Annotated in this window: 23 protein-coding genes; 11 read left to right on the plus strand and 12 right to left on the minus strand. The window is 72.9% G+C overall.

Annotation, left to right across the window (positions count from 1 at the left end; genetic code table 11):
* Positions 1–235: 235 nt before the first annotated feature.
* Complete coding sequence (locus tag DB32_RS48455) at positions 236–1,438, minus strand: beta-ketoacyl synthase N-terminal-like domain-containing protein (RefSeq protein WP_053234759.1); 1,203 nt, start codon at positions 1,436–1,438, stop codon at positions 236–238.
* An 82-nt stretch (positions 1,439–1,520) separates the two neighbouring features.
* Here DB32_RS48455 and DB32_RS48460 point away from each other — a divergent pair, with 82 nt between their 5' ends.
* Entirely contained in the window at positions 1,521–3,119 is a 1,599-nt protein-coding gene (locus DB32_RS48460; RefSeq protein ID WP_053234760.1) for a hypothetical protein, read from the plus strand.
* 8 nt (positions 3,120–3,127) lie between these two features.
* The gene (locus tag DB32_RS22845) at positions 3,128–3,904 is read left to right on the plus strand and encodes a tetratricopeptide repeat protein (RefSeq protein WP_157069300.1); all 777 of its coding nucleotides are present in this window, start codon (positions 3,128–3,130) and stop codon (positions 3,902–3,904) included.
* A 1-nt stretch (position 3,905) separates the two neighbouring features.
* Here the strand turns inward: DB32_RS22845 and DB32_RS22850 are convergent, their stop codons facing one another.
* Together DB32_RS22850 and DB32_RS22855 are read right to left on the minus strand one after the other, a co-directional pair.
* Entirely contained in the window at positions 3,906–4,289 is a 384-nt protein-coding gene (locus DB32_RS22850; RefSeq protein ID WP_157069301.1) for a hypothetical protein, read from the minus strand.
* A gap of 64 nt (positions 4,290–4,353) precedes the next feature.
* A complete protein-coding gene (locus tag DB32_RS22855; protein ID WP_157069302.1) occupies positions 4,354–5,988 on the minus strand; it encodes a serine/threonine-protein kinase in 1,635 nt (544 codons plus the stop codon).
* Positions 5,989–6,039: 51 nt separating this feature from the next.
* Between DB32_RS22855 and DB32_RS22860 the strand changes: the two genes are divergently transcribed.
* Positions 6,040–7,275 carry a beta-ketoacyl-[acyl-carrier-protein] synthase family protein gene (locus tag DB32_RS22860; RefSeq protein ID WP_053234764.1) on the plus strand — a complete coding sequence of 412 codons (1,236 nt, stop codon included), beginning with the start codon at positions 6,040–6,042 and terminating at the stop codon, positions 7,273–7,275.
* Between the two features lie 81 nt (positions 7,276–7,356).
* Entirely contained in the window at positions 7,357–8,205 is an 849-nt protein-coding gene (locus DB32_RS22865; protein ID WP_157069303.1) for a DUF6159 family protein, read from the plus strand.
* A 66-nt stretch (positions 8,206–8,271) separates the two neighbouring features.
* Here DB32_RS22865 and DB32_RS22870 read toward each other — a convergent pair whose 3' ends face one another.
* The 4 genes from DB32_RS22870 to DB32_RS22885 all read right to left on the minus strand — a co-directional run bounded on the left by DB32_RS22870 (position 8,272) and on the right by DB32_RS22885 (position 12,652).
* Complete coding sequence (locus DB32_RS22870; RefSeq protein WP_053234766.1) at positions 8,272–9,060, minus strand: hypothetical protein; 789 nt, start codon at positions 9,058–9,060, stop codon at positions 8,272–8,274.
* Positions 9,060–9,908 (minus strand): helix-turn-helix transcriptional regulator, encoded by an 849-nt coding sequence (locus DB32_RS22875; protein WP_169791519.1) that lies wholly within the window; start codon positions 9,906–9,908, stop codon positions 9,060–9,062. The genes DB32_RS22870 and DB32_RS22875 overlap by 1 nt, the downstream gene beginning before the upstream one ends.
* Before the next feature lie 99 nt (positions 9,909–10,007).
* A complete protein-coding gene (locus DB32_RS22880) occupies positions 10,008–11,834 on the minus strand; it encodes a hybrid sensor histidine kinase/response regulator (protein ID WP_053234768.1) in 1,827 nt (608 codons plus the stop codon).
* Between the two features lie 332 nt (positions 11,835–12,166).
* A complete protein-coding gene (locus DB32_RS22885; RefSeq protein ID WP_169791520.1) occupies positions 12,167–12,652 on the minus strand; it encodes a response regulator in 486 nt (161 codons plus the stop codon).
* 456 nt (positions 12,653–13,108) lie between these two features.
* On the opposite strand from DB32_RS22885, the gene DB32_RS22890 reads away from it, so the two are divergent.
* On the plus strand, positions 13,109–14,506 hold the full coding sequence (locus tag DB32_RS22890) for an NAD(P)/FAD-dependent oxidoreductase (protein ID WP_053234770.1): 1,398 nt from the start codon (positions 13,109–13,111) through the stop codon (positions 14,504–14,506).
* Here DB32_RS22890 and DB32_RS22895 read toward each other — a convergent pair whose 3' ends face one another.
* On the minus strand, positions 14,507–14,992 hold the full coding sequence (locus tag DB32_RS22895) for a SixA phosphatase family protein (RefSeq protein WP_053234771.1): 486 nt from the start codon (positions 14,990–14,992) through the stop codon (positions 14,507–14,509).
* Between the two features lie 105 nt (positions 14,993–15,097).
* Between DB32_RS22895 and DB32_RS22900 the strand changes: the two genes are divergently transcribed.
* Positions 15,098–15,766, plus strand: a complete 669-nt coding sequence (locus tag DB32_RS22900; RefSeq protein ID WP_053234772.1) for a MarR family winged helix-turn-helix transcriptional regulator — start codon at positions 15,098–15,100, stop codon at positions 15,764–15,766.
* An 86-nt stretch (positions 15,767–15,852) separates the two neighbouring features.
* Entirely contained in the window at positions 15,853–16,437 is a 585-nt protein-coding gene (locus DB32_RS22905) for a protoglobin domain-containing protein (protein WP_053234773.1), read from the plus strand.
* Positions 16,438–16,439: 2 nt separating this feature from the next.
* Here the strand turns inward: DB32_RS22905 and DB32_RS22910 are convergent, their stop codons facing one another.
* Complete coding sequence (locus DB32_RS22910) at positions 16,440–17,180, minus strand: SDR family oxidoreductase (RefSeq protein WP_053238918.1); 741 nt, start codon at positions 17,178–17,180, stop codon at positions 16,440–16,442.
* 171 nt (positions 17,181–17,351) lie between these two features.
* On the minus strand, positions 17,352–18,863 hold the full coding sequence (locus DB32_RS22915) for an ATP-binding cassette domain-containing protein (RefSeq protein ID WP_240481240.1): 1,512 nt from the start codon (positions 18,861–18,863) through the stop codon (positions 17,352–17,354).
* A gap of 305 nt (positions 18,864–19,168) precedes the next feature.
* On the opposite strand from DB32_RS22915, the gene DB32_RS22920 reads away from it, so the two are divergent.
* A complete protein-coding gene (locus DB32_RS22920; RefSeq protein ID WP_053234774.1) occupies positions 19,169–20,653 on the plus strand; it encodes a carbohydrate porin in 1,485 nt (494 codons plus the stop codon).
* A gap of 17 nt (positions 20,654–20,670) precedes the next feature.
* Positions 20,671–22,494, plus strand: coding sequence for an alpha-amylase family glycosyl hydrolase (locus DB32_RS22925; RefSeq protein WP_053234775.1), 1,824 nt, complete (start codon positions 20,671–20,673; stop codon positions 22,492–22,494).
* 1 nt (position 22,495) lies between these two features.
* On the opposite strand, the gene DB32_RS22930 is transcribed toward DB32_RS22925, so the two are convergent.
* A complete protein-coding gene (locus DB32_RS22930; protein ID WP_053234776.1) occupies positions 22,496–23,056 on the minus strand; it encodes a hypothetical protein in 561 nt (186 codons plus the stop codon).
* Positions 23,057–23,174: 118 nt separating this feature from the next.
* Here DB32_RS22930 and DB32_RS22935 point away from each other — a divergent pair, with 118 nt between their 5' ends.
* Positions 23,175–23,651 (plus strand): DUF4126 family protein, encoded by a 477-nt coding sequence (locus DB32_RS22935; protein WP_169791521.1) that lies wholly within the window; start codon positions 23,175–23,177, stop codon positions 23,649–23,651.
* 3 nt (positions 23,652–23,654) lie between these two features.
* Here the strand turns inward: DB32_RS22935 and DB32_RS46980 are convergent, their stop codons facing one another.
* A complete protein-coding gene (locus DB32_RS46980) occupies positions 23,655–24,719 on the minus strand; it encodes a PepSY-associated TM helix domain-containing protein (protein ID WP_053234778.1) in 1,065 nt (354 codons plus the stop codon).
* 66 nt (positions 24,720–24,785) lie between these two features.
* On the opposite strand from DB32_RS46980, the gene DB32_RS46985 reads away from it, so the two are divergent.
* Positions 24,786–25,517 carry a hypothetical protein gene (locus DB32_RS46985; RefSeq protein ID WP_157069305.1) on the plus strand — a complete coding sequence of 244 codons (732 nt, stop codon included), beginning with the start codon at positions 24,786–24,788 and terminating at the stop codon, positions 25,515–25,517.
* Positions 25,518–25,944: the final 427 nt, after the last annotated feature.

Raw genomic sequence — 25,944 nt, forward strand, 5'->3', positions numbered from 1 at the left:
CGCGCGGCCGAAGCCTTACCAGCCGGGGCGCGGGGAGGGGGCCCGCGCGCAGTTCCGCAGCGCCATCCAGCCTCCGCGACACACGCGAATGCGAGCGAGCAAAGCGCGAAGCGCTGCGCGAGCGAGAGCCCCGGCCGTCGACGGTCACGCCCGAAGCAGGTCGGATCGCGAGGACTGTCCGAGCACGGGCCCCCTCCCCGCGGCCCTCACCGAAGCCCTCCCCCGCGCGGCCCCATCAAGCTCGCTTGAGAACCACCGCGCTGACGTTCCCGTAGTACCCCACGGCCGTCACGACGACGACGTCACACGAGCCGTCCACGTGCCCGCTCAGCAGAGGCCCCACCGGCGCGTCCGACGAGATCCATGCGACCGCCGACGCCATCCCGAGCGCACCCGCCCCCGCGAAGCACTCGCCCCACATCGCCTTCGGCGCCGCGACCGCGACGTCCGGCCCGAGCACCTGCTCGATCGCGTAGAGCTCCGCGACGTCCCACTTGCGCAGGCCCGAGCAGCTCGCGCACACCGCGTCGACGCTCGAGGGCGGAAGGCCGGCGTCGTCCAGCGCGAGACGGATCGCGCGCGCCACCGCGACCGGCGACGCGTTCAAGAGGAACGCGCCCTCCGTCGGCGACTCGAACGCCGTGCCGTAGCCCGCGATCAGCGCGCGCACCTTCGCGCCGCGCGCCTCCGCCTCGGTGCGGCGCTCGACGCACAGGTACGCCGCGCCCTCGCCGAGGTGCATGCCCGCGCTCTCCGCCTGGCCCGGCGCCCAGTCCTCGTCGCCCTCCGCGAGCGCGTCGAGCTTCTGCATCGCGACGTAGAGCGGCTCGCTCAGGACGTCGCCGCCGCCGACGAGGAACGCGTCCGCGCGACGATGCGCGAGGTGCGTCTCGCACGTCAGCACCGCGTCGAGCGCGCCGCAATTGCCGTCGACGATCGTGACGTTCGGCGCGCGCAGATCCTCCCAGATGCTCACGTAGCCCGCGGCCGCGTTGATCACGGTGTTCGGGAAGCGCGCCGGGTTGATGTAGCGAGGATCCTCGAGCTCCGCGACGAGGTTCAGCTCGGTGATCGAGTCGAGCGATCCGTACGCGGTCGAGCTGCAGATGCCGATCTGATCGGGGCCGAGCTTGCCGACGAACTGGCCGTTCTGCTTGAGCCCCGCGCTCTCGAGCGCCTGCTTCGCCGCGACGATCAGGTACTTCGTGAGCTTGTCGAAGTTGCGGTGGCCCTTGTCGCCGAGGAACGCGTTCGCGTCGAAGCCGCGCACCTCCGCCGCTCGGGCGCCCGGGAGCTTCTCCGCGGGCAGCGCGGCGCACGGGCCGCCGAAGGCACGCGCGCGCGCCGCGAGCGGGTCGCCGAGCGCCGCGAGGAACCCGGCGTGATCGAGCGCGACCGGGGAGACGGTGCCGAGACCCGTGATGGCGAGCGGCTTCATGGAGTGCGCGGATACCCGATCGCCCCCGGCGACGCCACCCTGTACTTGCGGACGCTCGTACTGCGAGGGCAGCATCGATGGGATGCGCCGAGTCGTACCTCCGGGCGCGGTCGCGTTCTGCGTCACCGCGCTCGTCGCGTGCAGCACGCCACCCACCCAGCTCGTCGTCGTGGTCGACACCGACCTCTCGCCAGGGGTCGACCTCGACGAAGTGACGGTGACCGTGACCGGTCCCTCCGGGATGGCCGAGGTCGAGCGCGCGTCGATGGAGGCCGCGACCGACGCGGCGATGCTGCCGCTGACGCTCGGGGTCGCGCCGCACGGCGACGCGCTCGGGCCGGTGACCGTGCTCGCGGCGGCGCTGCGCGACGGCTCGCCGGTGCTGTCGCGCGAGCATCGGGTGACGCTGGTGCGCGGCGAGACGCGCGTGCTGACGCTGCACCTCGCGCGCGCGTGCCTCGGACGCGCCGCGTGCCAGGACGGCGAGACCTGCGGCGAGGCGGGCTGCGTCGCGATCGACGTCGAGGGCGACGCGCTCCCGAGCTGGCAGGGCGCCGCGCCGCGCCTCGACGACGACGCGGGCGTGCCCGACGCGGGCACCGAGACGTGCACCCGCCCGAGCGACTGCGACGACGACGACCCCTGCACGACCGACGGCTGCGAGGGCGGCTCGTGCGTGCACGCGCCGGCGGAGGGCGCGTGCGACGACGGCATCTTCTGCAACGGCCTCGACCGCTGCGAGGACGGGCGCTGCAGCGCGCACGACGGGCCGCCCTGCGTCGGCGCGACGACGTGCGACGAGTCGAGCGATCGCTGCACCGGCTGCAGCGGCGACACGGACTGCCCGGCGCCCACCGAGGGCGCGTGGAGCGCGTGCGCGTTCGAGACCGACTGCGAGGAGAGCGGCACGCAGACCCGCACGGCGCGCACGTTCGCGTGCGTCGAGGGCGCGTGCGAGCCCACCGACCGCGACGAGACGCAGGCGTGCTCGCGCACGACGACCGGCCTCGAGTGCGCGGCGGCGACGTGCGCGGAGTGGAGCGCGTGCGGCGGCTTCGAAGCCACGTGCGACGAGAGCGGCACGCGGTCGCGCGCGTGCAGCGTGGGCGAGTGCGCGGGCGGCGCGTGCACGGCGCGCGCGATCACGGAGACCGAGGCCTGCACGCGCGACACCGACGGCAGTGGATGCGGCGACCCGCAGTGCGGCGCGTGGAGCGGGTGCGGCGACTTCGCGGACACCTGCGACACGAGCGGGACCGAGACGCGCACGTGCCGTCCCGCGCTGTGCGTCGACGGGGCGTGCGGGCTCGGCGCGGAGTACGTCGAGTCGCGTCCCTGCTCGCGCGCGACCGACGGCGTGTCGTGCGGCGCGCGCGAGTGCCCGCCGCTGTGGGGCGTGTGCAACGGCGCGGGCTGCTCGACGAGCGGCACGCAGACGCGCACCTGCGACGATCGCGTGTGCGGCGGCGGGGTGTGCGGCCGCGTGCCGGCGGTGGAGAGCCAGGGCTGCTCGCGCGTGACCGACGGCCAGGCGTGCGACGACGGGCGCTGGTGCACGGCGGGCGATCGCTGCAGCGCGGGCGTGTGCCGGTCCGGCGCCGACGAGTGCTACGGGAGCTGCACGTGCACGGTGGGCGGATGCCGGCCGCCGCCGGGCAGCACGATCATCTGCGACGTGTGAGGGCGACGATGCGGACGCTGGCAGCGATCCTCGGAGCACTGATCATCGCGCTCGCGGCGCCGGTCGACGCGCAGGGCGGCGGCGACATGGAGCAGGCGCGCGCGCTCTTCCAGGCGGGCCTCGCGGCGGCGCGCGAGGCGCGATGGGACGAGGCGCGCGAGGCGTTCGAGCGATCGCTGGCGATCGCGGAGCGGCCGAACACGCTGCTGAACCTGGCGGGCGCGCAGGCGCAGACGGGGCGGCTGGTGGCGGCGGTGGCGAGCTATCGGCGCTTCCTCGAGCTCGCGACCAGCGGGCGCGAGGCGCGGTATCGATCGCAGGCGGGGGACGCGCTCGCGGCGCTGGAGCCGCGGATCGCGCGCCTGACGATCGCGACGGCGGGGCTCGAAGACGACGACGAGGTGCAGCTCGACGGCACGACGGTCACGTCGCTCGCCGCGTCGATCCCGGTCGATCCGGGCGCGCACGTCGCGCGCATCGTGCGCGACGGAGAAGAAGTCGCGCGCCAGTCGATCGCGCTCGGCGAGGGCGAGGTGCGCACGGTCGCGCTCGAAGCGCCGCGCGTGGTCGCGCGCGCCGAGCCGGTGGCCGTGGCGGCTCCGTTCGTCGTCGAGCGAGAGGACGAGCGCGACCAGGGCGACGGCGACACGTGGCTCTGGGTCGGCATCGGCGTCGGCGCCGCGGTCGTGGTGGGCGTGGCGATCGGCGTCGCGGTCGCGGTGACGAGCAGCGAGAGCGGCCCGCTCTACAGCGGGAACCTCGGCGACGGCATGGCGCGCTTCTGAGTCACGGCGCGCGCCCGAGCGCGTGCCCGCACACGTAGCAGTGCTCGCGCCATCCCGCGACGGGATAGCCGCACTCGGGGCACCGCCGCGTCGCGCGAACGTCGCCCGCGATCGCTTCGCGGATGCCGCGCTCGCGCCCGCTCCACGACTGCGCTGCGCTCTGGCGCGCAGTCATCACCAAGGGCCTCGCCGGACGGCCGAGCACGATGGCGGGCTTCTCCGACGCGTCGGGCTCCTCGCGTGCGATGCACTGCCCCGCGAGCGCGCGCTCGACCGTCTCGGCGTCGTCGCGACAGAAGTACACGCGCTCCGAGCACGCGGTGCAGTGACGCACGTCGGGATCGTCGGTGCGCTCGAGCGCGTCCCACTGCAGCGGACAGCGCACGCGAAAGCTGATCCCACAGCGACGAACGGTTCGTCTGACGCGAAGCGGATCGGCGTCGTTCATCTCAGAACTCGTCTGCCAGCGGCACCGGCGCGCGGCGCGCCGGGCGCTCGCGCGTCGCGCGGCGCGGCGCGCTCTCGCTCGTCGGTCGCGCCGTGGTCTCGCGCGGTGGCACGGCCTCGGGCTCGGCGGACGGGCGCTCCTGCTCGGCCACCGCGTCGGCGGGCGGCGCCGCGGGCTCCACGGCGGACGGCGCCCCGGGCTCCACGGCGTCGGCGGGCGGCGCCGTGGGCGCGGTGGGCACGGCGATCGCGGGCGGGGGCGCGACCACCGGCGCGACCGCAGGCGTGGGGCTCGCCGGCGCGAGCGGCGTGACGGTCATCTCGGGATCGCTCGCCGGGCGCATCACCACCGCCGCGCCGATCCCGATCGCGACGAGCACCGCGAGCACGACCGCCGCGATCGCGATCCACGGCGCGCGCGGCGTCGGCTTCGCCTCCGGCGCCACGAACGTCGGCGCTGCCGGCGTCGGGCTCGTGCGCACGATCGTCGGCGGGATCGAGACGCGCTCGCTCGCTTCCTCCTCCGGCGCGTAGTCGATCCCGGCCGCGCTGATCGTCATCGTCTTCAGCGCCTCGTCGCCGCGGGCACCGAGCGCGTCGCGACGCTCGACGTTCTCGATCACCGCGGAGACGCTCGGCGGCAGCTGCCGCAGGTCGCGCTCGATCGCCGCGTCCATCACCGCCGCGAGCAGCTCGGCGAGGTTCGCCGCGTCGATCATCACCGCGCCCGGGAGCGCCTCCGCGATCGCGCGGCGCATGTCGTGCGCGGTCGCGAAGCGGTCCTCCACGTTCGGCGCGAGCGCCTTCATCACCACCGCGTCGAGCGCGGGCGAGATCTCCGGCGCGTAGGTGCTCGGCGGATCGACCTTCGGGTGCCGCACGAGCTCGAGCAGCGCGAGGTCCTCTTCCGCTTGGAAGAGCTTGCGCATCGTCAGCATCTCCCAGAGCACGATGCCGATCGCGTAGACGTCGCAGCGCCGATCCACCGGGCGCCCGAACGCCTGCTCGGGCGCCATGTAGCGCAGCTTGCCCTTGAGCGACCCGCCGACGGTCGACTGTCGGTTCTTCGCCTTGGCGACGCCGAAGTCGATGAGCTTCACGTGCCCTTCGTACGCGAGCAGCACGTTCTGAGGGCTCACGTCGCGATGCACGACGCCGAGCAGCGCGCTCTGCTCGTCGCGCAGCTCGTGCGCGGCGTGGAGCCCCGCGAGGACCTGCGCCGCGACGTTGCACGCCATCTCGGGCGTCAGCCTGCGCCCTCGCCGCGCGAGCCCGTCCATCAGCTGCGCGAGCGAGCAGCCGTGCACGTACTCCATGACGAGGAAGTGCTGTCCGTCCTGCTCGCCCAGCTCCTCGACGTGCACGACGTTCGGGTGGTGGATGCGCGCCTGCAGCAGCGCCTCGTCGACGAACATCCGCACGAACGAGCGATCGCTCGCGAGGTGCTCGTGCACGACCTTGATCGCGACGTGCCTCCGGAACCCCGCAGCGCCCGAGCGACGCGCGAGGAACAGCGTCGCCATCCCACCGGCCTTCAGCTTCGCGAGGATGTCGTAGGCGCCGAGCCGTGTGCCGACAGCGAGCACACGCGCATCATAGCCCGCCTCGGGTGGCTCGCCGTCGACGAGAATTCGCACGGCGCGCGCGCTTGAACGCGAGGAGGCCGGGCGCCAATATCGCGCCTCCCTATGGGTCGCGTCTACGTCACGGGCATGGGCGTCGTCAGCTCGCTCGGCTTCGGCCGCCGGGCGTACTGGCAGGCGCTCGTCGAAGGTCGCTCGGGCATCAGCGACGTGACGCTGTTCGACACCGCGTCGATCGGGCGCAGCCTCGCGGGCGAGGTGAAGGGGTTCCGCGCGCGCGACTACATGAGCGCCGCGGAGTCGCGCCGCGCCGGTCGCTGCTCGGCGTTCGCGATCGCCGCCGCGCGCATGGCCGCGGAGGACGCGGGGCTCAAGGGACAGGCGCTCGCGGGCGAGCGCACCGCCGTCGTCATCGGCACCACGATGGGCGAGGCGAACGTGCTCGGCGAGCTGCAGAAGGCGTGGATCCACGAGGGCAACGAGGCCGTCCCCTCGGCGAAGCTCCCGCGCTACGGCACGACGCTGCTGCCGATCCACGTCGCGCGCGCGTTCGGCAGCAAGGGCATGGTGCAGACGCTCCCCGCCGCGTGCGCCGCGGGCAACTACGCGATCGGGTTCGCCGCGGATCAGATCCGCGCGGGGCGCGCCGACGTGGCGATCACCGGCGCGGTCGAGATCATCGAGAAGCTCGAGTACGCGGGGTTCGCGCGGCTCGGCGCGATGTCGCCGGACAAGTGCATGCCCTTCGACAAGAACCGCAAGGGCCTGATCCTCGGCGAGGGCGCGGCGATGCTCGTGCTCGAGAGCGAGGGGAGCGTGGTGCGCCGCGGCGCGGTGCCGCTCGCGGAGGTCGGCGGCTACGGCCTCGCCTGCGACGCGCACCACATCACGCGCCCGCACCCCGACGGCGCGGGATCGATCACCGCGATGCGCCAGGCGATCGAGTCGAGCGGGCTCACGATCGACGACGTCGATCACATCAACGCGCACGGCACCGCGACGCCCAACAACGACTCGGTCGAGGCGCTCGTCATCCGCAAGGTGTTCGGCGACAAGCGCGTCCCGGTCACGAGCATCAAGAGCATGATCGGGCACTGCATGGGCGCCTCGAGCGCGATGGAGTCCATCGCGTGCGTGATGACGCTGCAGACCGGCATCATCCCGCCGACGACGAACTACGAGACGCCGGACCCCGAGTGCCCCGTCGACGTCGTCGCGAACGTCGCGCAGGACCACGAGGTCGACGTCGTGCTCAACAACGCGCTCGCGTTCGGCGGCTACGACGCCGTGGTGTGCTTCGCGAAGCCGGGCCGCCTCCCGCGCGGCGCCGGGATGCCCTGACGCACGACGGACACGCTGGACATCCGTCCCGCCCATCGTGATAGCCTCGCCCCCGCCAACCAAACTGATGGGGGTGTGACGATGGGATCGTTCTTCCGCGTGTTCGGCTTCATGGGCCAGGTGCTCGGGATGGTGAAGGACAACCCGAAGCTCCTGACGCCCGTCGCGCTGAACCTCGCGATCGCCGTCCCGGTGAACATCCTCTTCGCGCTCGTCCTCGCGTTCACGCCGGTCGAGTGGCAGTACACCGTCGGCTACCTGTTCACCGTCGTCGGGCTCACGGCGCTCTACTTCATCGACTACTTCTGCGGCGGCCTGACCGCGTCGATGGTGTACGACCAGGTCACGACGGGCACCGCGGGCATCGGGCCCGCGTTCAGCCGCACGCTCCGCGCGAGCCCCGGCATCCTGGTGTTCGCCGTCGTGTCGGCGATCTTCGACTTCCTCTCGAACCTGGCGTCGCAGCGCCAGGGGATCATGCGCCTCGTCGGCCCGATGATCCTCGGGGTCATCCGGATGATCTGGACGACCGCGACCTACGTGATCATGCCGGCGCTCGTGGTCGAGCAGCAGGGCTTCTTCGCGGCGCTCAAGCGGAGCAAGGCGCTGATGGAGAACGACCCGACGCAGGTCGGCGTGGGCGTCGTCGGCATGGGCCTCGTGTCGTGGCTGCTGAGCGCGGTGACGATCGTCCCCGCGTACGCGGCGTACTCGTGGCTCGCGATGAACGTGCACCCGGCGGCCGGCATCCTCGTGTTCTTCACGCTGACGAACACGTTCTGGGCGGTCTCGGGCTACCTCAAGGGCGTCTACTACACGTGCTTCTATCTCTGGGCCGTGGAGTGCGAGCGCAACCGCAGCGCGAGCCCGCAGCTCGCGCCCGCGCCGCTGCGCAACGTCATCGGCGGGCTCGAGGCCGGCGCGTACTGAACGCGCGACAGCTCGAACGACGAAGGCCGCGCGGGTGACCGCGCGGCCTTCGTGCGTTTCGGGCGCTCAGCCCTCGCCGGAGGTCCGGACCATCTGCGCGATGATCATCGCGTCGCGCACCGCGTCGAGCTCGCGCGCTCGCACCGCGACGATCGGAGGCGCGCCGTCGCGCATCGCGCACCCCGACGCGAGCGCGTCGTGCAGCGCGTCGTCGCCGCACACGATCGCGTCGACGAAGAGCGCGTCGAGCAGCACGTGCACGTCGGCGATCGCCGATGCCGTCGACGCCCTCGCGCCGGCTCTCTCGACGTGGATCGCGAGCGCATCGCGCACCGACGCGTCCGCGGAGATCACGACGACGTGCGCCGCTCGCGCCGGGCGCCGCCGCGCACGAGGGCGAACGCCCGCGCGCGCCCGCCACCACACGAGCTCGCGCACCAGCGCGCCGGCCAGCACGGTGTCGACGCGTCGCTCCGCGATCACCGGCAGCTCGAGCGCGCGCACCACCGCGCGCGCCACCGATCGCCTCGCGAGCGACACCGCCGCCGAGCCCGCGCCCTCGGCCGCGCCGATCGCCATGAGCTCGACGCACGCGGTGTCGATGCGCGCGCGCGTCGCGCGCAGGCTCGCGACGGCGGCCCGCTCCGGCGGGACGCCGAGCTGTCCGCCCCAGACGAGCGCGCACGCGAGCGACGCGAGCGCATCGCTCGACGCGCGGCGCCGCATCGTTCGACGGACTCGCTCCACGAGCGCGAGCGCGTGCACGCGCTCCGACTCCGCGAGCAGCTCGCCGAGCTCGCACGCGCGCGCGACGACCTCCGCCACGCCCGCCGAGAGCGCGATCCGCTGGCCCATCAGGCGCCCTCTTCCGACGAGGCGCGTGGTCCGCCGCCGTCGCCGCTTCGCGCGTCGGGCACGCGCCGCACCGACGAGCCCCGACCCGTCGTGCGCGTATCGCCGACGCGTGCGTAGGCGAGCGGTGAGACGCCGATCAGCTTGCGGAACGAGCGACTGAAGTGGCTCTGATCGGCGAAGCCCGTCGCGACCGCCGCGTCCGAGCCGCGCGCGCCGCTCGCGATCAGCGTGCGCGCGACGGCGAGCCGGTAGTAGTTGAGGTACGTGTGCGGCGGCACGCCGTGGTACGCGCGGAACGAGCGCGCGAGGTGGAACTTGCTCGCCCCGCTCTCGGCCACGAGATCGTCGAGCGTCGGCGTCGTGCGGAACCGGCTCTCGAGGTACAGCCGCGCGCGACGCACCGCGCCCGGCTCGAGCACCGAGCGACGCGGTCGCTCCGCCGCGATCGTGCGCGCGCTCGGGAGGAGCGCGAGCATCTCGGTGAGCGCGTCGTCGATGCCGTCACGCGCATCGCGCTGCCAGCGCGAGGCCACGTCGGAGGCGAGCGCGGCGAGCGTGGGGCTCACCTCGAAGCGCTCCGCACGCTCCGCCGCGCTCCGCAAGAGCGCGCGCGGGACCTGGAACAACGCGAGCGCGATCGGAGTGCGCTCGGTCTCCACGACCGCGACCTCGTGCGGCATGCATAGTCGTGCGAGGCCCTCGTGCAGCACGATGCGCTCGCCGCGGCAGCGCGCCGTGCCCTCCCCTCGCACGACGAGGAGCAGCACGAGCCCCTCCGCCATGCTCACCCACCAGCTCGGCGCTCCGAGCTCGACTCGCGCGAGCTCGACGCCGCGCCCGTCCCTCACGTACTCGACGCGTACACTGCCGATCGGTCGCATCTGCCCCCCGCGTCCTTCAGCACCTATGCGCGCGGAGCGCGGCGAAAGGCCCGAGAGCGGCGGACTTCATCGAGGGACCCGCGCTCCCGACACGAGCGATGCGACGGCCGCGACGAGCGCGTGCGACGCGACGGGCTTCACGACGTGCTCGTCGAACCCCGCATCGAGCGCGCGCTGACGATCGACCGCGCGCGCGTACACCGACGCGCAGAGCGCGGGCAGGTGCGGCGCGCCCGTCTCGCGCTCGCGCAGACGCCACCGATGCACGAGCGATCGGCCGCGCTCGTCGGGCGCGCCGAGCTCCGCGACGAGCACGTCCCACGGGCCGCCGCTCTCGAGCTCGCGCCACGCATCGTCCTCGGACGACGTCGCCACGACCTCCGCGTGCGACGCGCGCAGCGCGCGCGACGCGAGCTCGACCGCGTCGCGATCCTCGTCGACGAGGAGCACGCGGCGACCCGCGAGCGCGGTGCTCGCCTCCATCGGCGCGAGCACGGCGTCCGGTCTCTCGGTCACCCCGACGAGCGGGAGCTCGACGACGAACGTGCTCCCGCGCCCGACTCCCTCGCTCGTCGCGCTGACGCGCCCCTCGTGCAGCTCCACGAGCTGCTTCACGATCGAGAGCCCGAGCCCGAGCCCGCCGCGCTTCGAGTCGCTCCGCCGCACCTGACGCCACCGCACGAAGAGCACCGGCAGCACCTCGGCGTCGAGCCCGCGCCCGGTGTCCTCCACGACGATGCGCGCGACCTCCGTGGTGCGCTCGACCGACACCCGCACGCGCCCGCCGGGCGGCGTGAACTTCAGCGCGTTCGAGACGAGGTTCGAGACGATCTGCTCGACGCGCGACACGTCCGCGAGCACGAACGCATCCCGCGCGATCGGCCCGAACGAGAGCTCCACCTGCGCGCGCTCGGCCGCGGCGCGGAGCCCCTCGACGACCACGCGCACCGGATCCGCGACGCGCAGGCGCCCGCGATCGAGCAGCAGCTTGCCCGCGAGCGCGCGCGCGACGTCGAGCAGGTCCGAGACGATGCGCTCCTGCGCCCGCGCGTTGCGCTCGATCACCTCGATCGCCTTCGCGAGCGTCGGCTGATCGCACGCCCCCGAGCGAAGGATCTGCGCCCAGCCGAGGACCGCCGAGAGCGGCCCGCGCAGCTCGTGCGAGAGCATCGCGACGAACTCCTCGTGCGCGCGGTTCACGCGCTCGGCCTCGTGCCGCGACGCGCGCTCGGCCTCGAGCGCCTGCGCGAGCGCTTCGCTGCGCCGCTTCGCGTCGGTGACGTCGACGAGCGCGCCGATCACGTGAGGCGTCGGCTCCGCGCGCCCCTCACCGCGCAGCAGCAGCCACTCGTCGCGACCGTGCACGCGCAGCTCCATCTCGATGCGCTGCTGCGAGCGCGCGGCGTCCTCGAGCGCGCGCGCCAGCGCCGCGCGCTGCGCGGGATCGAAGCACGACACGAGCGCGTCGCGGCACGTCGCGCCCTCGACGCCCTCGTGCAGCGCGCCTTCGACGTGGAGGCGGTCGCCGTTCGGGCTCCACTCGAACACGGCGATGCCTGCGCTCGCCATCGCCTGCACGCGCCGTCGCTCGCTGCGCGGCGGGCACGAGGGCGCGGGGCACACCGGGTGAACGGCGGTCTTCTCGATCCGGACGTCGATCTCGATCTCGCTGCTGCGCGTGAGCGCCGCGCCGCGGCTCCTCCGTACCGACGCGAACGACGACTCGGTCCACGGCATCCGGCTCAGCGATCGCGCGCGATCGTGCGGCGCGCGCTCGATCCTCACGGCGTCCGACACCAGCTGCGCGAGCGCCGCGCTCGGTGCGGTCGACTGCGCCTCTTCGCGCGCGACGACGCGCAGCGACGAGCTCGACGCGGTTCGGGATCGATGCACGTGTGTCTCCTGTCCAATCCGCCGCGCACGGGCGCGGGAGCCAGCGCTCCCGCGCCCGTGGCGGAGGTCCCCCTGGTACGTGTCTCCGCGCTCGCGATGCCGGCCGGTTCCCCCCCAGGCCCCGGCCGGCATCGCGACCCGACGATCCTCGCGAGGCCCCACCTCGCTCGCATCGCCGGACGTTCGCTGCGGACGCGCCCCCACGCCCCCGCAGCGTTCGCCGTACGCGCGGTGATCCCCCGATCACCCGCGTACGCGCATCCTCGTCGTTCTCTCCCTCGACCCTCGCGAAGACCGCGGCGCCCCCCGACGCGCGCCCTTCGCTCGGCGCATCATGCCCTGGTCCCGACCTCGCGCACCACTCCCTCTTCGTGAAGGGCCCCGAGCAGGGCATCCGGCGTGAACGGCTTGCGCAGCACACGCCTGACCAACGGCGTGAGCTCGGCGATGCGCGCCTCGTCGCTCGAGCTCGTCATCAGGAACCGCTTCGTCGACGGCGCGACGCGGCAGAGGTCGCGCAGCACGCGCGCACCGTCGACGTCGGGCATCTCGAGATCGACCAGCACGACGTCGAACGAGACGCGCGACGCGAGCTCGAGCGCGACGCGCGCATCGCTCAGCGGCACCACCGTGAGCCCCGCACGCGCGAGCACGTCCGCGATGGTCCGCAGCAGCCAGGCGTTGTCGTCGACGATCATCACGCGCGCGCGACGCGCGGTCGCGCGCGTCAGACCGCGCGGCGCCGACGATGCCTCGCTCGGCGCGGCGTCGCTCGGCGAGAGCGCGACGCTCAGTCCACGTGCGTTCCGCTGGCTCATGTCACCCCCCAACTGCTCGCGCAGACGGGTCTCCTCCTCGCGTCCCGCGAGAGGCGCCCACCGCGTCGTCCAGGACGGCAAGTCGCCACGCGCTCGTCGCATCGCTTGTTCGATCTTGTGCTCGCGCATCGCCCCCCGGCGGATGCGCATCCCACGGGTGCCACGAGCCCGGTCGCGGTGCTTGTCCGTTCTTGCGATCGACTGCACGCGTCCGCTCTTGTTGCAGCGGCGCGACCATTCGAGGCTCTTCGCGTGCGAGCACGCGTGTCGTGGGACCCTCCGCTCGCGCTCTTCGAGCGGCTACGATGAGGCGTTCGGCCTGCGCTGGCGCGGTTCGCGCAAGACGGCTCGCGCCTCCGGGGACCGCTTGCCATGTTGGGAGAGGACCGGCGATGACGCGCGCTTGACGCACCGCGTCGTCGGGTCCATTTACGGGCCGGAAACCGAGGAGAAACCATGCTGCGCAAGGAAGAACCTCACGTCGTCGTCCTCGGTGGAGGCTTCGGCGGGCTCGCGACGGCGCGCGCGCTCCGGCGCGCTCCGGTGCGCGTGACCTTGGTCGACCGCAGCAACCACCACCTCTTCCAGCCGCTCCTCTATCAAGTCGCCACCGCGGCGCTCGCGGCGCCCGACATCGCGTCGCCGATCCGCCGCCTGCTCGCGCACCAGCGCAACGCGACCGTGCTCATGGGGGAGGTCGCGCGCATCGATCCCGCGGCGCACGAGGTCTGGCTCGAGGACGGCTCGAAGCTCGCGTACGACTACCTCGTCGTCGCGACCGGCATGACGCACGCGTACTTCGGCCACGACGAGTGGGCCGCGCACGCGCCCGGTCTCAAGTCGCTCGGCGAGGCGATCGAGGTCCGCAACGACATCCTCCGCTCGTTCGAGCGCGCGGAGCGCGAGCCCGATCCCGCGCGTCGCCGCGAGCTGACGACGTTCGTCGTGATCGGCGCGGGCCCGACCGGGGTCGAGCTCGCGGGCGCGCTCGCGGAGATCGCGGGGCGCACGCTCGCGAAGGACTTCCGCCACTTCGATCCCACCACGACGCGCGTCGTGCTGGTCGAGGCGGGCCCGCGCATCCTGCCGACCTTCGCGCCCGAGCTGTCCGACAAGGCGCTCGCCGAGCTGAAGCGGCTCGGCGTGGAGGTCCGCCTCTCGACGAAGGTCACGAAGATCGAAGAGGGCTGCGTGCACATGGGCGACGAGGTCGTGCGCAGCAACACGATCCTCTGGGCCGCAGGCGTGCGCGCGAGCCCGCTGACGAAGGACCTCGGCACCGAGCTCGATCGCGCCGGACGCGTGAAGGTCGCGGACGACTGCACCGTGCCCGCGCGCCCCGAGATCTTCATGCTCGGCGACCTGATCTCGAAGGAGCAGGACGGCAAGATGCTCCCCGGCGTCGCGCAGCTCGCGCTGCAGACCGGACGCCACGCGGCGAAGAACATCGTGCGCTCGGTGAAGGGCCAGGAGCGGCTGCCCTTCCGGTATCGCGACAAGGGCTCGATGGCGACGATCGGACGCGCGAAGGCGATCGCCGAGATCGGACGCGTGAAGCTCGCCGGCTTCGTCGCGTGGGTCCTCTGGCTCTTCATCCACGTCATGTTCCTCGTCGAGTTCCGCAATCGGCTCGCGGTGCTCTTCGAGTGGGCGTGGGCGTACCTCACGTGGCAGCGCAGCTCGCGCGTGATCCTCGAGACCCCCTCGGCGCCGAGCACGCGCGCGGTCGCGCAAGAGGCGTCGCAGGCGCGCACCGAGATCCCGGCGCAGCCCGCGGCGAAGCTGCCTGGCGGTGCCGCGCCGACGCCCGCGGTGCCGAGCACGCGAATGCCGACCCCCGCGCCCGCCGAGTGATCACCGCAGCGCGCGCAGCACCCGCGGAGGCAGGTGCGCGCGCAGCCGCATCTCGCCGCGCTTGGGCTCGCCCTCGAGCCACACGACGCCGCCCTTCTTCAGATCGATCGTGCCGCCGTGCTTCGTGTCGCCGAGCACGAGCCACGCGATCGCCTCGCCGAGCCAGGGCTGGTGCCCGACGACCGCGATCGGGCCCTCCTCGGTGTGTCGCGAGAGCGCTTCGTAGAGCGCGGGCGACGGCGCCTTCGCGAGCAGCGGCGTCTCTTCGAGGGGGCCGCTGACGACGGGCGCGAGCAGCTCGGCGGTCTCGACCGCGCGCTTCCACGGGCTGTGAAGCACGCGCTCGAACGTGACGTCGAGCGCGCGGAGCCCCTTCACCGCGCGCTCGAAGCGCCGGCGACCATCACGCGTCAGCGCGCGCTGCGCGTCGTCCTGCCCTGGCGCCGCGTCCTCCGCGATCGCGTGACGCACCACGAACACGTCCATGCGCGCGATCTAGTCGCGCGCCGCGCACATCTCCAGCACGAGATAGTTCGGAGTCCGAAGCAATTCGATTGACGTACTTCGGACTCCGAAGCATCTTCACGACGCATGGAGCAAGCGCCGCCGCCCGGGTCGTTCTTCGACGACCACACCGAGCCGCTCGATCAGCGCATCGCGAGCGGCCTCGCGAAGATCGGGCTCGCGCTCAAGCACCAGTCCTCGCAGGCCGCGGGCGAGCGCGGTCTCTCGCCCACGCAGGGGCAGATCCTCGCGACGCTGCTCACCGCCGGTCCGATGCGCCCGTCGGCGCTCGCGGCGCGCCTCGCGCTGCGGCTCCCGGGCGTGAGCGAGTCGGCGCGCACGCTGGTCGAGAAGGACCTCGTCGAGAAGCTCGTCGACCCCGACGACGCGCGCGCCACGCTGCTCGCGCTCACTGCGCGTGGGCGCCGCGAGGCGAAGCGCGCCGCCGGCTGGCCCGACTTCCTCGCGACCGCGGTGGAAGCGCTCGAGCCCGACGAGCAGGCCGCGTTCTATCGCGGGCTGCTCAAGATGATCCGCACGCTGCAGGAGCGAGAGCAGATCCCGGTGAGCCGCATGTGCCTCGGGTGCACGCACTTCCGCGCGAACGCGCACCCGGGCGAAGGCAAGCCGCACCACTGCGCGCTCGTCGACGCGCCGCTCGCGAACGACCAGCTGCGTCTCGACTGCGTCGATCAGGTCCCCGCCTCGGCCGAGCTCGCGGCGAGCAACTGGGACGCGCTCACGCGCTCGCGCTGAGCACCTCGCCACCACGCACGCGTTCCCGCGAGCCGCTCGCTCGCGGACGAAGGGCGGGCTCCGTCCCGCGGAGGAGAAAGCACGTCATGACGATCCCCGGCTACACGTACGGCAGCAGCTCGCTCGCGCGCTCTCCGATCACGCTCGACGACTTCGAGCGCATGAAGCGCTCGGTGCTCTTCGGCGACGACGACGTCGCGGCGCTGCGCGCGTCGGAGCGCGTGCTCGCCGATCAGACCGACGCGATCCTGGACGTCTGGTACGGCTTCGTCGGCAGCCAACCGCACCTGCTGGCGTCGTTCTCCGACGCGACGACGCGCGCGCCGCTCCCCGGCTACCTCGACGCGGTGCGCAAGCGCTTCGGCCAGTGGATCCTCGACACCGCGCGCGCCGAGCACGACCAGAAGTGGCTCGACTACCAGCACGAGATCGCGCTGCGCCACCACCGCGTGAAGAAGAACCGCACCGACGGCGCGAGCGCGGCGCCGATCGTGCCGTTCCGCGATCTCTTCCTGCTCGTGTTCCCGGTGACGCACACGCTGCGCCCGTTCCTCGCGAGGAAGGGCGACGCGCCCGAGCAGGTCGAGCGCATGCACCAGGCGTGGGTGAAGTCGTGCCTGCTCCAGGTGACGCTCTGGAGCCACCCGTACGTGCACCCGACCGACTACTGAGATCAGCGCGAGAGCCAGTCGTCGAAGCGCGTCGCGAAGACGAGCGCGCCCTCGCCGGGCACGAGCGTCGTCTCCTCCACGTGCGCGCCGAAGTAGCCGGCGTCTTCGTCGCGCGCGACACGACGCGCGTCGCCTCGCGCGACCAGCGCCTTGCTGACGAGGTCGTCGAGGCCGTACTGCTCGGGGCCCGCGACCTCGAGCACGCCGTTCTTCGGCGCGCCGAGCGCGGCGCTCGCCATCGCTTCCGCGACGTCGTCCGCGGCGATCGGCTGCACCCGCGCGTGCGTGAGGCGCACGGTGTCGCCGACGGTCGCCGCGTCCGCGATGCCCTTCACGAACTCGAAGAACTGCGTCGAGTGCACGATCGTGTAGGGCACGCCCGACGCGCTGATGATGTCCTCCTGCGCGCGCTTCGCGCGGAAGTAGCCGCTCTCCGTGAGCCGCTCGGTGCCCACCACCGAGAGCACGACGTGATGCCGCACGCCCGCGGCCTTCTCGGCGTCGAGGACGTTGCGGGTCGAGGTCGTGAAGAACGACATCGCCGCGTCCGCCTCGAACGAGGGCGAGTTCGACACGTCGACGACGACCTGCGCGCCCTCGAGCGCGCCCGCGAGCCCCTCGCCCGTCATCGTGTTCACGCCGGTGTTCGGCGCGGCCGCGACCGCCTCGTGGCCGCGCGCCTCCAGCCGCGCGACCAGCTTCGATCCGATGAGACCCGTGCCTCCGATCACGACGATCTTCACGACGACCTCCGTTCGAGCGGGCGTGATGGATCGGAGGCGGCGTGGTCGATCGCGTGCGCCGGCTCCATGCACGAAACGCGATGCGATGGACGCGCCAGCGCGCTCGATCACGTTCTCGAGAGGCGGTCCGCCCCACGAGCCGCGACTCGAGCGCGCACGGGCGACGACGGATCACATCGGCGCGCGCACGACGTGCTCGCCCTCGATGCGCCACGCTTCGTTCGCGATCTTCGCCGCGAAGCGCGCGTCGTGCGTCACCACGAGCAGCGCGCCCGGGTAGCGCTCGAGCGCCTCCTCGAGCCGCTCGATCGACGGCAGATCGAGGTGGTTCGTGGGCTCGTCGAGCACCACCGCGTGCACCTCCGTCGCGAGACCCAGCGCGATCGCGAGCTTGCGCGCCTCGCCCGGCGAGGGCTCGGGTGACGCGAGCACGCGCGCGGGATCGGCGCCCAGCGCCGCGAGCAACGACATCGCGCGACCGCGCGCATCGCCGGGTAGAGCACGCAGCGACGCGACGGTGCGCGCCGTCTCCTCGCGCGCGATCTCCTGCGGCACGAAGAGCACGCGCGCGCTCGCGTTCGCCATCAGCGCGTGGAGCAGCGTCGTCTTGCCCGCGCCGTTCGGTCCCTCGAGGCGCACGCGATCGTGCCTCCCGAGCGAGAGGCGCACGTCGCGCAAGATCACGCGCTCGCCCGCGCGCACCTCCTCCGCGTCGATCGCGAGCACGACGCTCTTCGCCGAGCTCTCGTACGCGAAGAGCACCGAGCGCCCCTTCGCCTTCGTGACGGGGCCGAGCGCCTCGACGCGCTCTTCCGCGCGCTCGACCGCGCCCCGCCGCACGGCCGCGCTGCGCGCGAGGCGCGCCTCCGCCCAGTCGGCGCGCGTCTGCGCGAGGATCCCGCGCGAGTCGGAGTCGCCCGGGTTGCGCATCCGCTTCGACGTCGAACGCATCGACTCCGCGCGCGCCCTCTCCTGCCGCACGTGCTCGAGCTTCCGCGCCTCCTTCTTCGCGCGATCGCGCAGCAGCTCGCGCTCCGTGCGGCGTGCGTCCTCCTCCGCGATCCACGCCTCGCGCGCGTCCGAGTACGCGCCCTCCCAGACTCGCGCGCGTCGCGCGTCGAGGCGGATCGTGCGCGCGGTGATCGCATCGAGCAGCGCGCGATCGTGCGAGACGATCACACCCGCGCCGCGGAAGCGCGAGAGCGCACGCGCGAGCGCGCGCTGCGCATCGGCGTCGAGGTGATTGCTCGGCTCGTCGAGCAGCAGCACGTCCGGCTCGCGCGCGAGCGCGCCCGCGACCTGCCAACGCTTGCGCTCGCCGGGCGAGAGCGTCGCCCAGCGCGCGAGCGAGCCGACGTCGAGCGCGAGCGTCGCGCGCAGCCGCTGCGCGTCCCCGTCGTCGCGCGACGCGAGCTCGCGCACGTGCGCGTCGATCTCGTCGACGCGCTGCGGGCAGAGCACGACGAGCGCGTGATCGACCACGATCACACGGCCCGCGTCGGGCGCGAGCTCACCGGCGATCAGACGCAGCAGCGTCGTCTTGCCTGCGCCGTTCTCACCGACGAGCCCGTGCCAGCCGGGCGCGAGCGAGAGATCCAACGACTCGAAGAGCGGCGCTCCGTCGCCGAACGCGAACGAGAGCCCGCGCGCCTCCACGAGGCGCGACGACATCGAACCAGACATGAACACCACCGTTCCGAGGCCCGGCACGCGCCGATCGCGCGGATCGCCGGGGCGGGAGAGAAGCTCGAGCGCTCGGTTCAGGCGGTGGTGGTCATCGTCGCGCACCCGGCGGCGCGCGATTTCGACTTAGCGCGGTTTCGATCCCGTTTCCACCGGCTCTCCGATCGAGTATCGTCCGCGCCGTGCGCAACGTAGTCTCCCTGGTCTGCGTCACGCTTCTGACGCTCGTTTTGCCAGCCTTTTCGGCCCGAGCGCAGGACGCGCCGCCGCCCGGAGAGCCGCTCGAGCCGGCCGAGCCGAGCGGCTTGGAGACCCAGCCGAGCGAGGAAGCCGCCGCCGCCGACGCGGTGATCGACGCCGCCGAGGACGCCGAGGCGCCGCCCGAGGGCGCGCTCGCCGAGGCGCGCTCGACCGAGTCCGACGCCGGCGATGCGGACGACGACGACGAAGACGGCGACGAAGAAGACGGCGACGACTTCTGGAGCGGCTTCCAGTTCGGCTCGTACGGCCGCGTGGTCGCCGCGTCGGATCTGCAGGGCCGCACCGGTCGCCAGTCGCGCATCGTCTCGTTCGCGCCGCGCGTCGACGAGGACGACACCTACGCCGAGATCGAGCTGCGCCGCGAGGACCGCATGTTCGGCATCGACACGCGCATCGTCGCGACCGTCGCGTACGCCGGGCCGCTCTTCCACTACGACGGCGAGTTCGACGAGCGCATCGCGATCCGCAACCTCTTCGCCGAGGCGAGCAACATCCTGGTGAGCGGCCTGTCGATCTGGGGCGGCTCGCGGATGGTCCGCGGCGACGACGTCTACCTCATGAACTTCTGGCCGCTCGACAACCTCAACATGGTCGGCGGCGGTCTTCGTTATGCGTTCGAGGACGACCTCGAGTTCGCGCTCTCGGTCGGCATGTCGCAGCCGAACAATCCCTTCCAGCGGCAGGTCGATCTCTTCCCAGCGCGCGCGGGCTTCCTGCCCGACGAAGTGTTCGTGCTCGATCGCCCGCGCATCGTCGTCGCGGGCCGCGCGACGTGGTGGCCCTTCGGGCGCTTCGCCGACATGGGCCTCAAGGCCGTGCTCTACGGCGAGCAGCACTTCCTCGCGGCGGGTGAGCGTCGCCGTCCCGACGGAACGCTCGAGGGGCTTCCCGAGGACTCGGGATATGTGCTCGGAGCACAGGTCGGCGGGTACATCGGGAGCCAGCGCACGTTCGCGAACTTGTTCTTCCGCTACGGGCGCGGGCTCGGCGCGTACGACCCGCTCGGCGTCCCGTTCCGCACCGGCACCGTGATCTCGACGGGGCGTGCCGAGGAGATCCGGCTCGCGCTCTCGGCGAACTGGGAGTGGAACGAGTCGAACGACATCGGCATCGGCGTGATGCTCGGCGCGTGGTGGCGCCTCTTCCGCGACGCGGATCCGTCGGTCTTCGATCGCAGCGCGATCTCCGAGGGCGCGATCTCGGTGCGCCCGATCGTGTGGCTCGGACGCTTCGCGGGCCTCCAGGCGGACCTGAGCTTCCAGGGCATGCAGACGACCGCGCTCAACGAGATCAGCGGCGACCCCGAGGGCGGCGCGGTGTTCAAGTTCGGGTTCATCCCGTTCGTCTCGCCGTGGGGCCGCGGCAGCTACACGCGCCCGCACATCCGGCTGCACTACGTGCTCACGGCGCGCGACGAGGGCGCGCAGCGCCTGTACAACGACGCCGATCCGCGCTCGCGCGAGGACCTCGAGCACTTCCTCGGAGTGTCCGTCGAGTGGTGGTTCTCGAGCTCCAGCTACGCGCCTTGAGATCAGGGAGAACGATCATGAACGCAGCACACAAGATCTTCCTGACTGCCACTGCGCTCACCGCCTCGCTCTGCGCGAGCTCGTGCGTGCAAGGCGAGCTCGACGGCGTGCGCGACGTCGTGGTTCGCACGAACACGACGGAGTGGCGCGATCAGATCATCTATCAGCTCCTCACCGATCGATTCGCCAACGGCGACGCGTCGACGGACTACCGCCTCGAGCCCGGCGCGCTCGCGCGCTATCAGGGCGGCGACTGGCAGGGCATCGTCGATCAGCTCGACTACCTCGAGGAGCTCGGCGTCACCGCGCTGTGGATCAGCCCGATCGTGCTCAACGTCGACTACGACGCTGGGTTCGACGCCTATCACGGCTATTGGGCGGTCGATCTCGAGCGCCTCAACCCGCACTTCGGCGATCTGGCCAGCCTGCGCGGGTTCGTGAACGCGGCGCACGAGCGCGGGATGCTCGTGATCCTCGACATCGTCACGAACCACATGGGCCAGATCTTCTACTACGACATCAATGGCAACGGTCAGCCGGACGAGACCGTCGCGGGCTCGGGCGGCGGCAGCCCGGTGACGCGCATCAGCGAGTACGATCCCGACTACGATCCTCGCGGCATCCAGGGCTGGACCTCGCTCGGCGAGAGCGGCCCCGCGACGATTCGCTTCTTCGACATGCCCGAGATCTTCCGAGTGCGCCCCAACCCGGCCGTGCTCGCGGATCCGTCGATGTACAACCGGCGCGGGCGAGTGACGCACTGGGACTGCCCCGGCGGCGACGCAGCGTGCCAGTCGCTGGTGCGCGAGATGACGCTGCTCGGAGATTTCCCGGGCGGGCTCAAGGATCTCGACACCACGCGCCAGGAAGTGCGCGACGTGATGGTCGACTCCTACGTGCGCTGGGTGCTGATGACGGACATCGACGGGTTCCGCATCGACACGCTCAAGCACGTCGAATACGAGTTCTGGGACGACTTCGCGCCGCGCGTGCGCGAGCGTCTCGCCGCCGCGGGCAAAGAGAATTTCTTCATGTTCGGCGAGGCGTTCGACGGAGACGACGCGCTCATCGGGAGCTACACGCGCCCCGGACGTCTCGATTCCGTCTTCTACTTCTCGCAGAAGTTCCAGGTCTTCGGCGACGTGTTCCAGCGCGGTGGACCGACCGATCGCATCCGCTCGCTCTACGAGCAGCGCGGCGTGAACTACGGCACCGAGCCGCAGCCCGGCGGCGTCGGCGTCGCGCCGCGCGACCTGCTCGTGAACTTCATGGACAACCACGACGTGCCGCGCTTCCTCTACGACCGCCCCGACGAGCAGGGCCCGGCCGCGATGCGCGCCGCGCTCGCCTATCTGCTCACCGAGGACGGCATCCCCTGCATCTACTACGGGACCGAGCAGGAGTATGCGGGCGGCAACGATCCGATGAACCGAGAGCCGCTCTGGTGGAGCGGATATCGGACCGACGGAGAGACCTTCCAGTGGATCGCGCGACTGACGCGCATCCGCCGCGGATATCGCGCGCTCACCCACGGTGACTTCGAGCTCGTCTACACGACCGAGGCGACCGGAGACGCGGGCGACGCGGGTGTCGTCGCGTTCGAGCGCGAGACGAGCGAGGGCGACTACGCGCTCGTCGTGATCAACGCGCAGGGCGGCCACGCGAGCTCGATGACCGACGCGGCGCGCCGCAACGCGCTCGACGCATCGGAGGGCACCGTGCTGGTCGACCTCCTCGAGCCCGAGACGACGTTCACCGTGGGCGCGGGCGGCGCGATCGACGTGAGCGTCGGGCCGTACCAGGCGCGCATCCTGGTTCCGCAGGACCAGCGCACCGAGTGAATCACGCGATCTGCGCGAGCGGTCCGCTCGCCGACACGCCCTGCGCGAGCGTGTCGAGCGAGCGCATCGCCGCGCCGATCACGCTCGCGTCGACGATCGCGCCGTGCATCACGACGCGCGCGTCCTTCGCGCCGAGGAACACGCGCGTGCCGGCGGGCAGCCGCGTGAGCTCGGCGAGCGTCGCGAGCGCGGGGATGCGCGAGAGCTCGTGCAGCTCGAGCTTCAGCGGGACGGCGTCCGGCGAGGGCAGGATCGCGGTGGTGCCGCGCGGATCGAACGCGACGCGCGCCTCGGTGAACGTGCCGCCGTCCGGGTAGTACGGCGTCGACGCGGCCTGCATCACCGACACGAGCTTCGTGTCGAGCGTGAGCTGATACGCGCCGCGGTCCACGAAGATGCGGCCGCCCTCGAAGCGCCCGCCGAGCTGCTGCGCGAGCGCGCTCCACGGGCCTTCTTGCGCGGCGCGCCGCGCCTTCGCGCGGAGCTGCACGAACGCGACGACCAGCGCGATCGGAACGGCGACGAACGCCCCGAGGAACAAGAGCGGGATCAGCTCACGCATCGACAGGCCTCCAGCGGCTCGATGTACTTCGGTGAGCGCGCGTCCCTCCCTCTCGGCCTCCGAGTTGCTCTCCGCTCAGGGCATGGACACGGCGGCTCCTTCGAGTCTCGCGCGCACCGTGCTGCGCGCGACCCTGCTCGGCGCGCTCTCCGGCGGGCGCGCTGCAGCGCCGATCGCGCAGCTCGCGAAGCACGCGGAAAACGCCGGGATCGCGCAGGAGAGCGCGGCGTGGCGGGCGCTCCAGCGGCCCGCGCTGCGCCGCGCGCTGCGGCTCTCGATGTGGGCCGAGCTGGTCGGCGACATGCTGCCGGGCGTGCCGAGCCGCCTCGCGCCCCCGTCGCTCGCGGGGCGCTGCGTCTCGGGCGCGCTCTCCGGCGCCGCCGTGTTCGCCGCGGGGCGCCGGCCGGTGCTCGCGGGCGCGCTCCTCGGCGGCGTCGCCGCGTACTTCGGCGCGCTCCTCACGCATCGCTTCCGCGTGGGCGGCGACGCGAGCGATCGTCCCCATCGCCTTCGCGGGCTGGTCGAGGACGCGCTCGTCGTGGGCACGTCCTCGCGCGTCGCGCGCGCGACCGTGCACGCCGCGAGCGCGACCTGATCATCACGCGCGGCGCCGTCGCCACCGGATCCACGGGCCGACGCCGGCGACGATCGCGACGGCGAGGCCCATCACGCCCCACGCGACGCGCGTCGGCGTGCCGCCGAGCTCGCCGAAGTGCAGCGGATCGGCGGCGTGCGCCCAGCGCTCGGCGACGCCCATCGCGTCCGGCCTCCACACGCCGAGCACGCGTCCCTCGTACGGCTCGACCAACACCTGACACGCCTGATCGCGCGCCAGCACGCTGCCGTCGTGCCCGAGCAGCGAGAGCACGGGACGGCGGGCGGTCGGCAGCGCGATCGAGTCGACGACGAGCTCGGGGTACGCGGCCTCGCCGAGCTCGACGAGCTCGTCGAGCTCGCGCGGCTGCGCGCCGGCGCGCGCCTCGACCTGCGGCAGCCCGGGGATCACGGAGACGTGCGCCCAGCCGAGCATCAGCTCGGCCCAGTACCACGCGCCGGTCGCGCCCCAGAGCAGCGCCATCACCGCGAGCGCGAGCCCGACGACACGATGGGCGTCGCGCAGCGCGCGCTCGCGACCGGCGCGCCAGCGGACGCGCCAGCGCTGCTTGGTGCGCAGCCCGAGCACGAGGCCGCTCAGCGTCGAGACGAGGAGCGGCGCCGCGAGCGCGCCCACGACGAAGATGCCGACGTTCTCGCCGAGGAAGAGCGAGCGGTGCAGATCGCGCGCGAAGCGCTGCACGTTCCACCAGGCGCCGCGCCCGCGCACGCGCGCGTCGCGCGGATCGAGGTAGAGCCGCTCGAAGTGTCGCGGCCCGTGACGAACGATCGCCTCGGCCGCGACGCCCGGGACGTGCGGCGCCGAGAGCACGATCACCTGCCCGCCGTGCGCGTGCGCCTCCGCCGACGCGAGGAGCGCGCTCCAACGCGCGCGACGATCCCCAGCGCGCGCGTCGTCGATGCGCGACGCGGGCACCAGCGCGCGATCGATCGAGGGCGCGAGCGCGGCGAGCGCGCCCGTCGCGCACACGAACGCGATCGCGACGCCGACCACCTTGCCGAGCGACGAGTGCAGCGAGAACGCGCGCTTCGGATCGATCGAGCGCATGGCGCGCTCGCATCGTGCACCGCGCTCGCGGCAGCTGCACGACCCGCGCGGAGTACGATGGGCGCCATGCCGTTCCCGCCGCTCGTCACGCCTCCTTCGCGCCCGATCGACGTCGACGAGCGCGACACCTTCGTCGTCCCCGCGACGTTCGGGACGATGGCGGGCCACGGGCGCGCGCGCGACGCGGTGACGCGCGGATGGGCGCGGCCCGCGGACGTCGACCGCGCGGAGATCGGGCCCGTCGAGCGCGTGTTCGTGCCGCTCTGGCGCTTCGAGGGATCGGCCGACGGCTTCCACGTCGGGCTCACCACGATGCCGACTGGACGCGGTCGCCCGGCGGTGCTCCCGACCGGCGGGTTCCGCCATCACGACGGCGAGATCCTCGTGCTCGCGCGCGCGCACCTCGCGATCGATCCGAGCGCGAAGGTGCGCATCGCGCGCTCCGACATGGTCGCGCTGCGCTCGGAGGATGGCGCGCAGAACGCGATCGACGATCACGAGCGCGTGCTGCCCGACGTCCCGCGCGAGGAGGCCGAGGAGACGGCGCGCGCGAGCCTTCGACGTCGCGGCGAGCCGCACGCGGCGCTCTACGCGAAGGTCGACGTGCGCATCCGCGCGGCCGCGCTCGTCTACTACCCGCTCTACGTCGTTCGTTATCGCTACGCGGGCGAGGCGACCGGGGGCGTCGAAGGGCTGTTCCACGCCGCGATCTCCGCGCGCACCGGCGAGCTCGCGAGCGCGGAGCACCCGTCGGCGCTCAAGTCGCTCGCGGGCAGAGTGCGGCGCTGGCTCGAGTGAGATCGCCGCCGAGGCGGGGGCGTCACCGTTCGCGGAGGTCGCAGTCGCTGCCGAGGCCGCCTCGGCGGGCTCCGCACCCGCGGGAACTCGCCGGCAAGGCCGCCTCGGCGGGCTCCGCATCGCGGGAATTCGCTGGCAAGGCCGCCTCGAAGCCCTTCGCATCCCGCGAATTCGCTGCCGAGGCCGCCTCGGACGCATGTCGCGACGCGAAAGCGTGCCAAAGGCGCCTCGACGGCCCCGACGCGCGCAGAAATCGCTCCCGAGGCGGCCCAGTCGCGGCTCGCACGCGGGGAAATGCCGCCGAGGCCGCCCAGTCGCGGCTCGCACGCGGGGAAGCGCCGCCGAGGCCGCCCAGTCGCGGCTCGCACGCGGGGAAACGCCGCCGAGGCCGCCCAGTCGCGGCTCGCGCGGCTCGAGCCGTCCGCCG

Origin of the sequence: Sandaracinus amylolyticus (assembly GCF_000737325.1) — a bacterium.
Classification (GTDB): domain Bacteria; phylum Myxococcota_A; class Polyangia; order Polyangiales; family Sandaracinaceae; genus Sandaracinus; species Sandaracinus amylolyticus.

Bases quoted from the DNA above. Each gene is read 5' to 3' on its own strand.
- DB32_RS48455 (WP_053234759.1), bottom strand. From the start codon at position 1,438: ATGAAGCCGCTCGCCATCACGGGTCTCGGCACCGTCTCCCCGGTCGCG.
- DB32_RS48460 (WP_053234760.1), top strand. From the start codon at position 1,521: ATGCGCCGAGTCGTACCTCCGGGCGCGGTCGCGTTCTGCGTCACCGCG.
- DB32_RS22845 (WP_157069300.1), top strand. From the start codon at position 3,128: ATGCGGACGCTGGCAGCGATCCTCGGAGCACTGATCATCGCGCTCGCG.
- DB32_RS22860 (WP_053234764.1), top strand. From the start codon at position 6,040: ATGGGTCGCGTCTACGTCACGGGCATGGGCGTCGTCAGCTCGCTCGGC.
- DB32_RS22865 (WP_157069303.1), top strand. From the start codon at position 7,357: ATGGGATCGTTCTTCCGCGTGTTCGGCTTCATGGGCCAGGTGCTCGGG.
- DB32_RS22870 (WP_053234766.1), bottom strand. From the start codon at position 9,060: ATGGGCCAGCGGATCGCGCTCTCGGCGGGCGTGGCGGAGGTCGTCGCG.
- DB32_RS22885 (WP_169791520.1), bottom strand. From the start codon at position 12,652: ATGAGCCAGCGGAACGCACGTGGACTGAGCGTCGCGCTCTCGCCGAGC.
- DB32_RS22890 (WP_053234770.1), top strand. From the start codon at position 13,109: ATGCTGCGCAAGGAAGAACCTCACGTCGTCGTCCTCGGTGGAGGCTTC.
- DB32_RS22895 (WP_053234771.1), bottom strand. From the start codon at position 14,992: ATGGACGTGTTCGTGGTGCGTCACGCGATCGCGGAGGACGCGGCGCCA.
- DB32_RS22900 (WP_053234772.1), top strand. From the start codon at position 15,098: ATGGAGCAAGCGCCGCCGCCCGGGTCGTTCTTCGACGACCACACCGAG.
- DB32_RS22905 (WP_053234773.1), top strand. From the start codon at position 15,853: ATGACGATCCCCGGCTACACGTACGGCAGCAGCTCGCTCGCGCGCTCT.
- DB32_RS22915 (WP_240481240.1), bottom strand. From the start codon at position 18,863: ATGTCTGGTTCGATGTCGTCGCGCCTCGTGGAGGCGCGCGGGCTCTCG.
- DB32_RS22925 (WP_053234775.1), top strand. From the start codon at position 20,671: ATGAACGCAGCACACAAGATCTTCCTGACTGCCACTGCGCTCACCGCC.
- DB32_RS22930 (WP_053234776.1), bottom strand. From the start codon at position 23,056: ATGCGTGAGCTGATCCCGCTCTTGTTCCTCGGGGCGTTCGTCGCCGTT.
- DB32_RS46980 (WP_053234778.1), bottom strand. From the start codon at position 24,719: ATGCGCTCGATCGATCCGAAGCGCGCGTTCTCGCTGCACTCGTCGCTC.
- DB32_RS46985 (WP_157069305.1), top strand. From the start codon at position 24,786: ATGCCGTTCCCGCCGCTCGTCACGCCTCCTTCGCGCCCGATCGACGTC.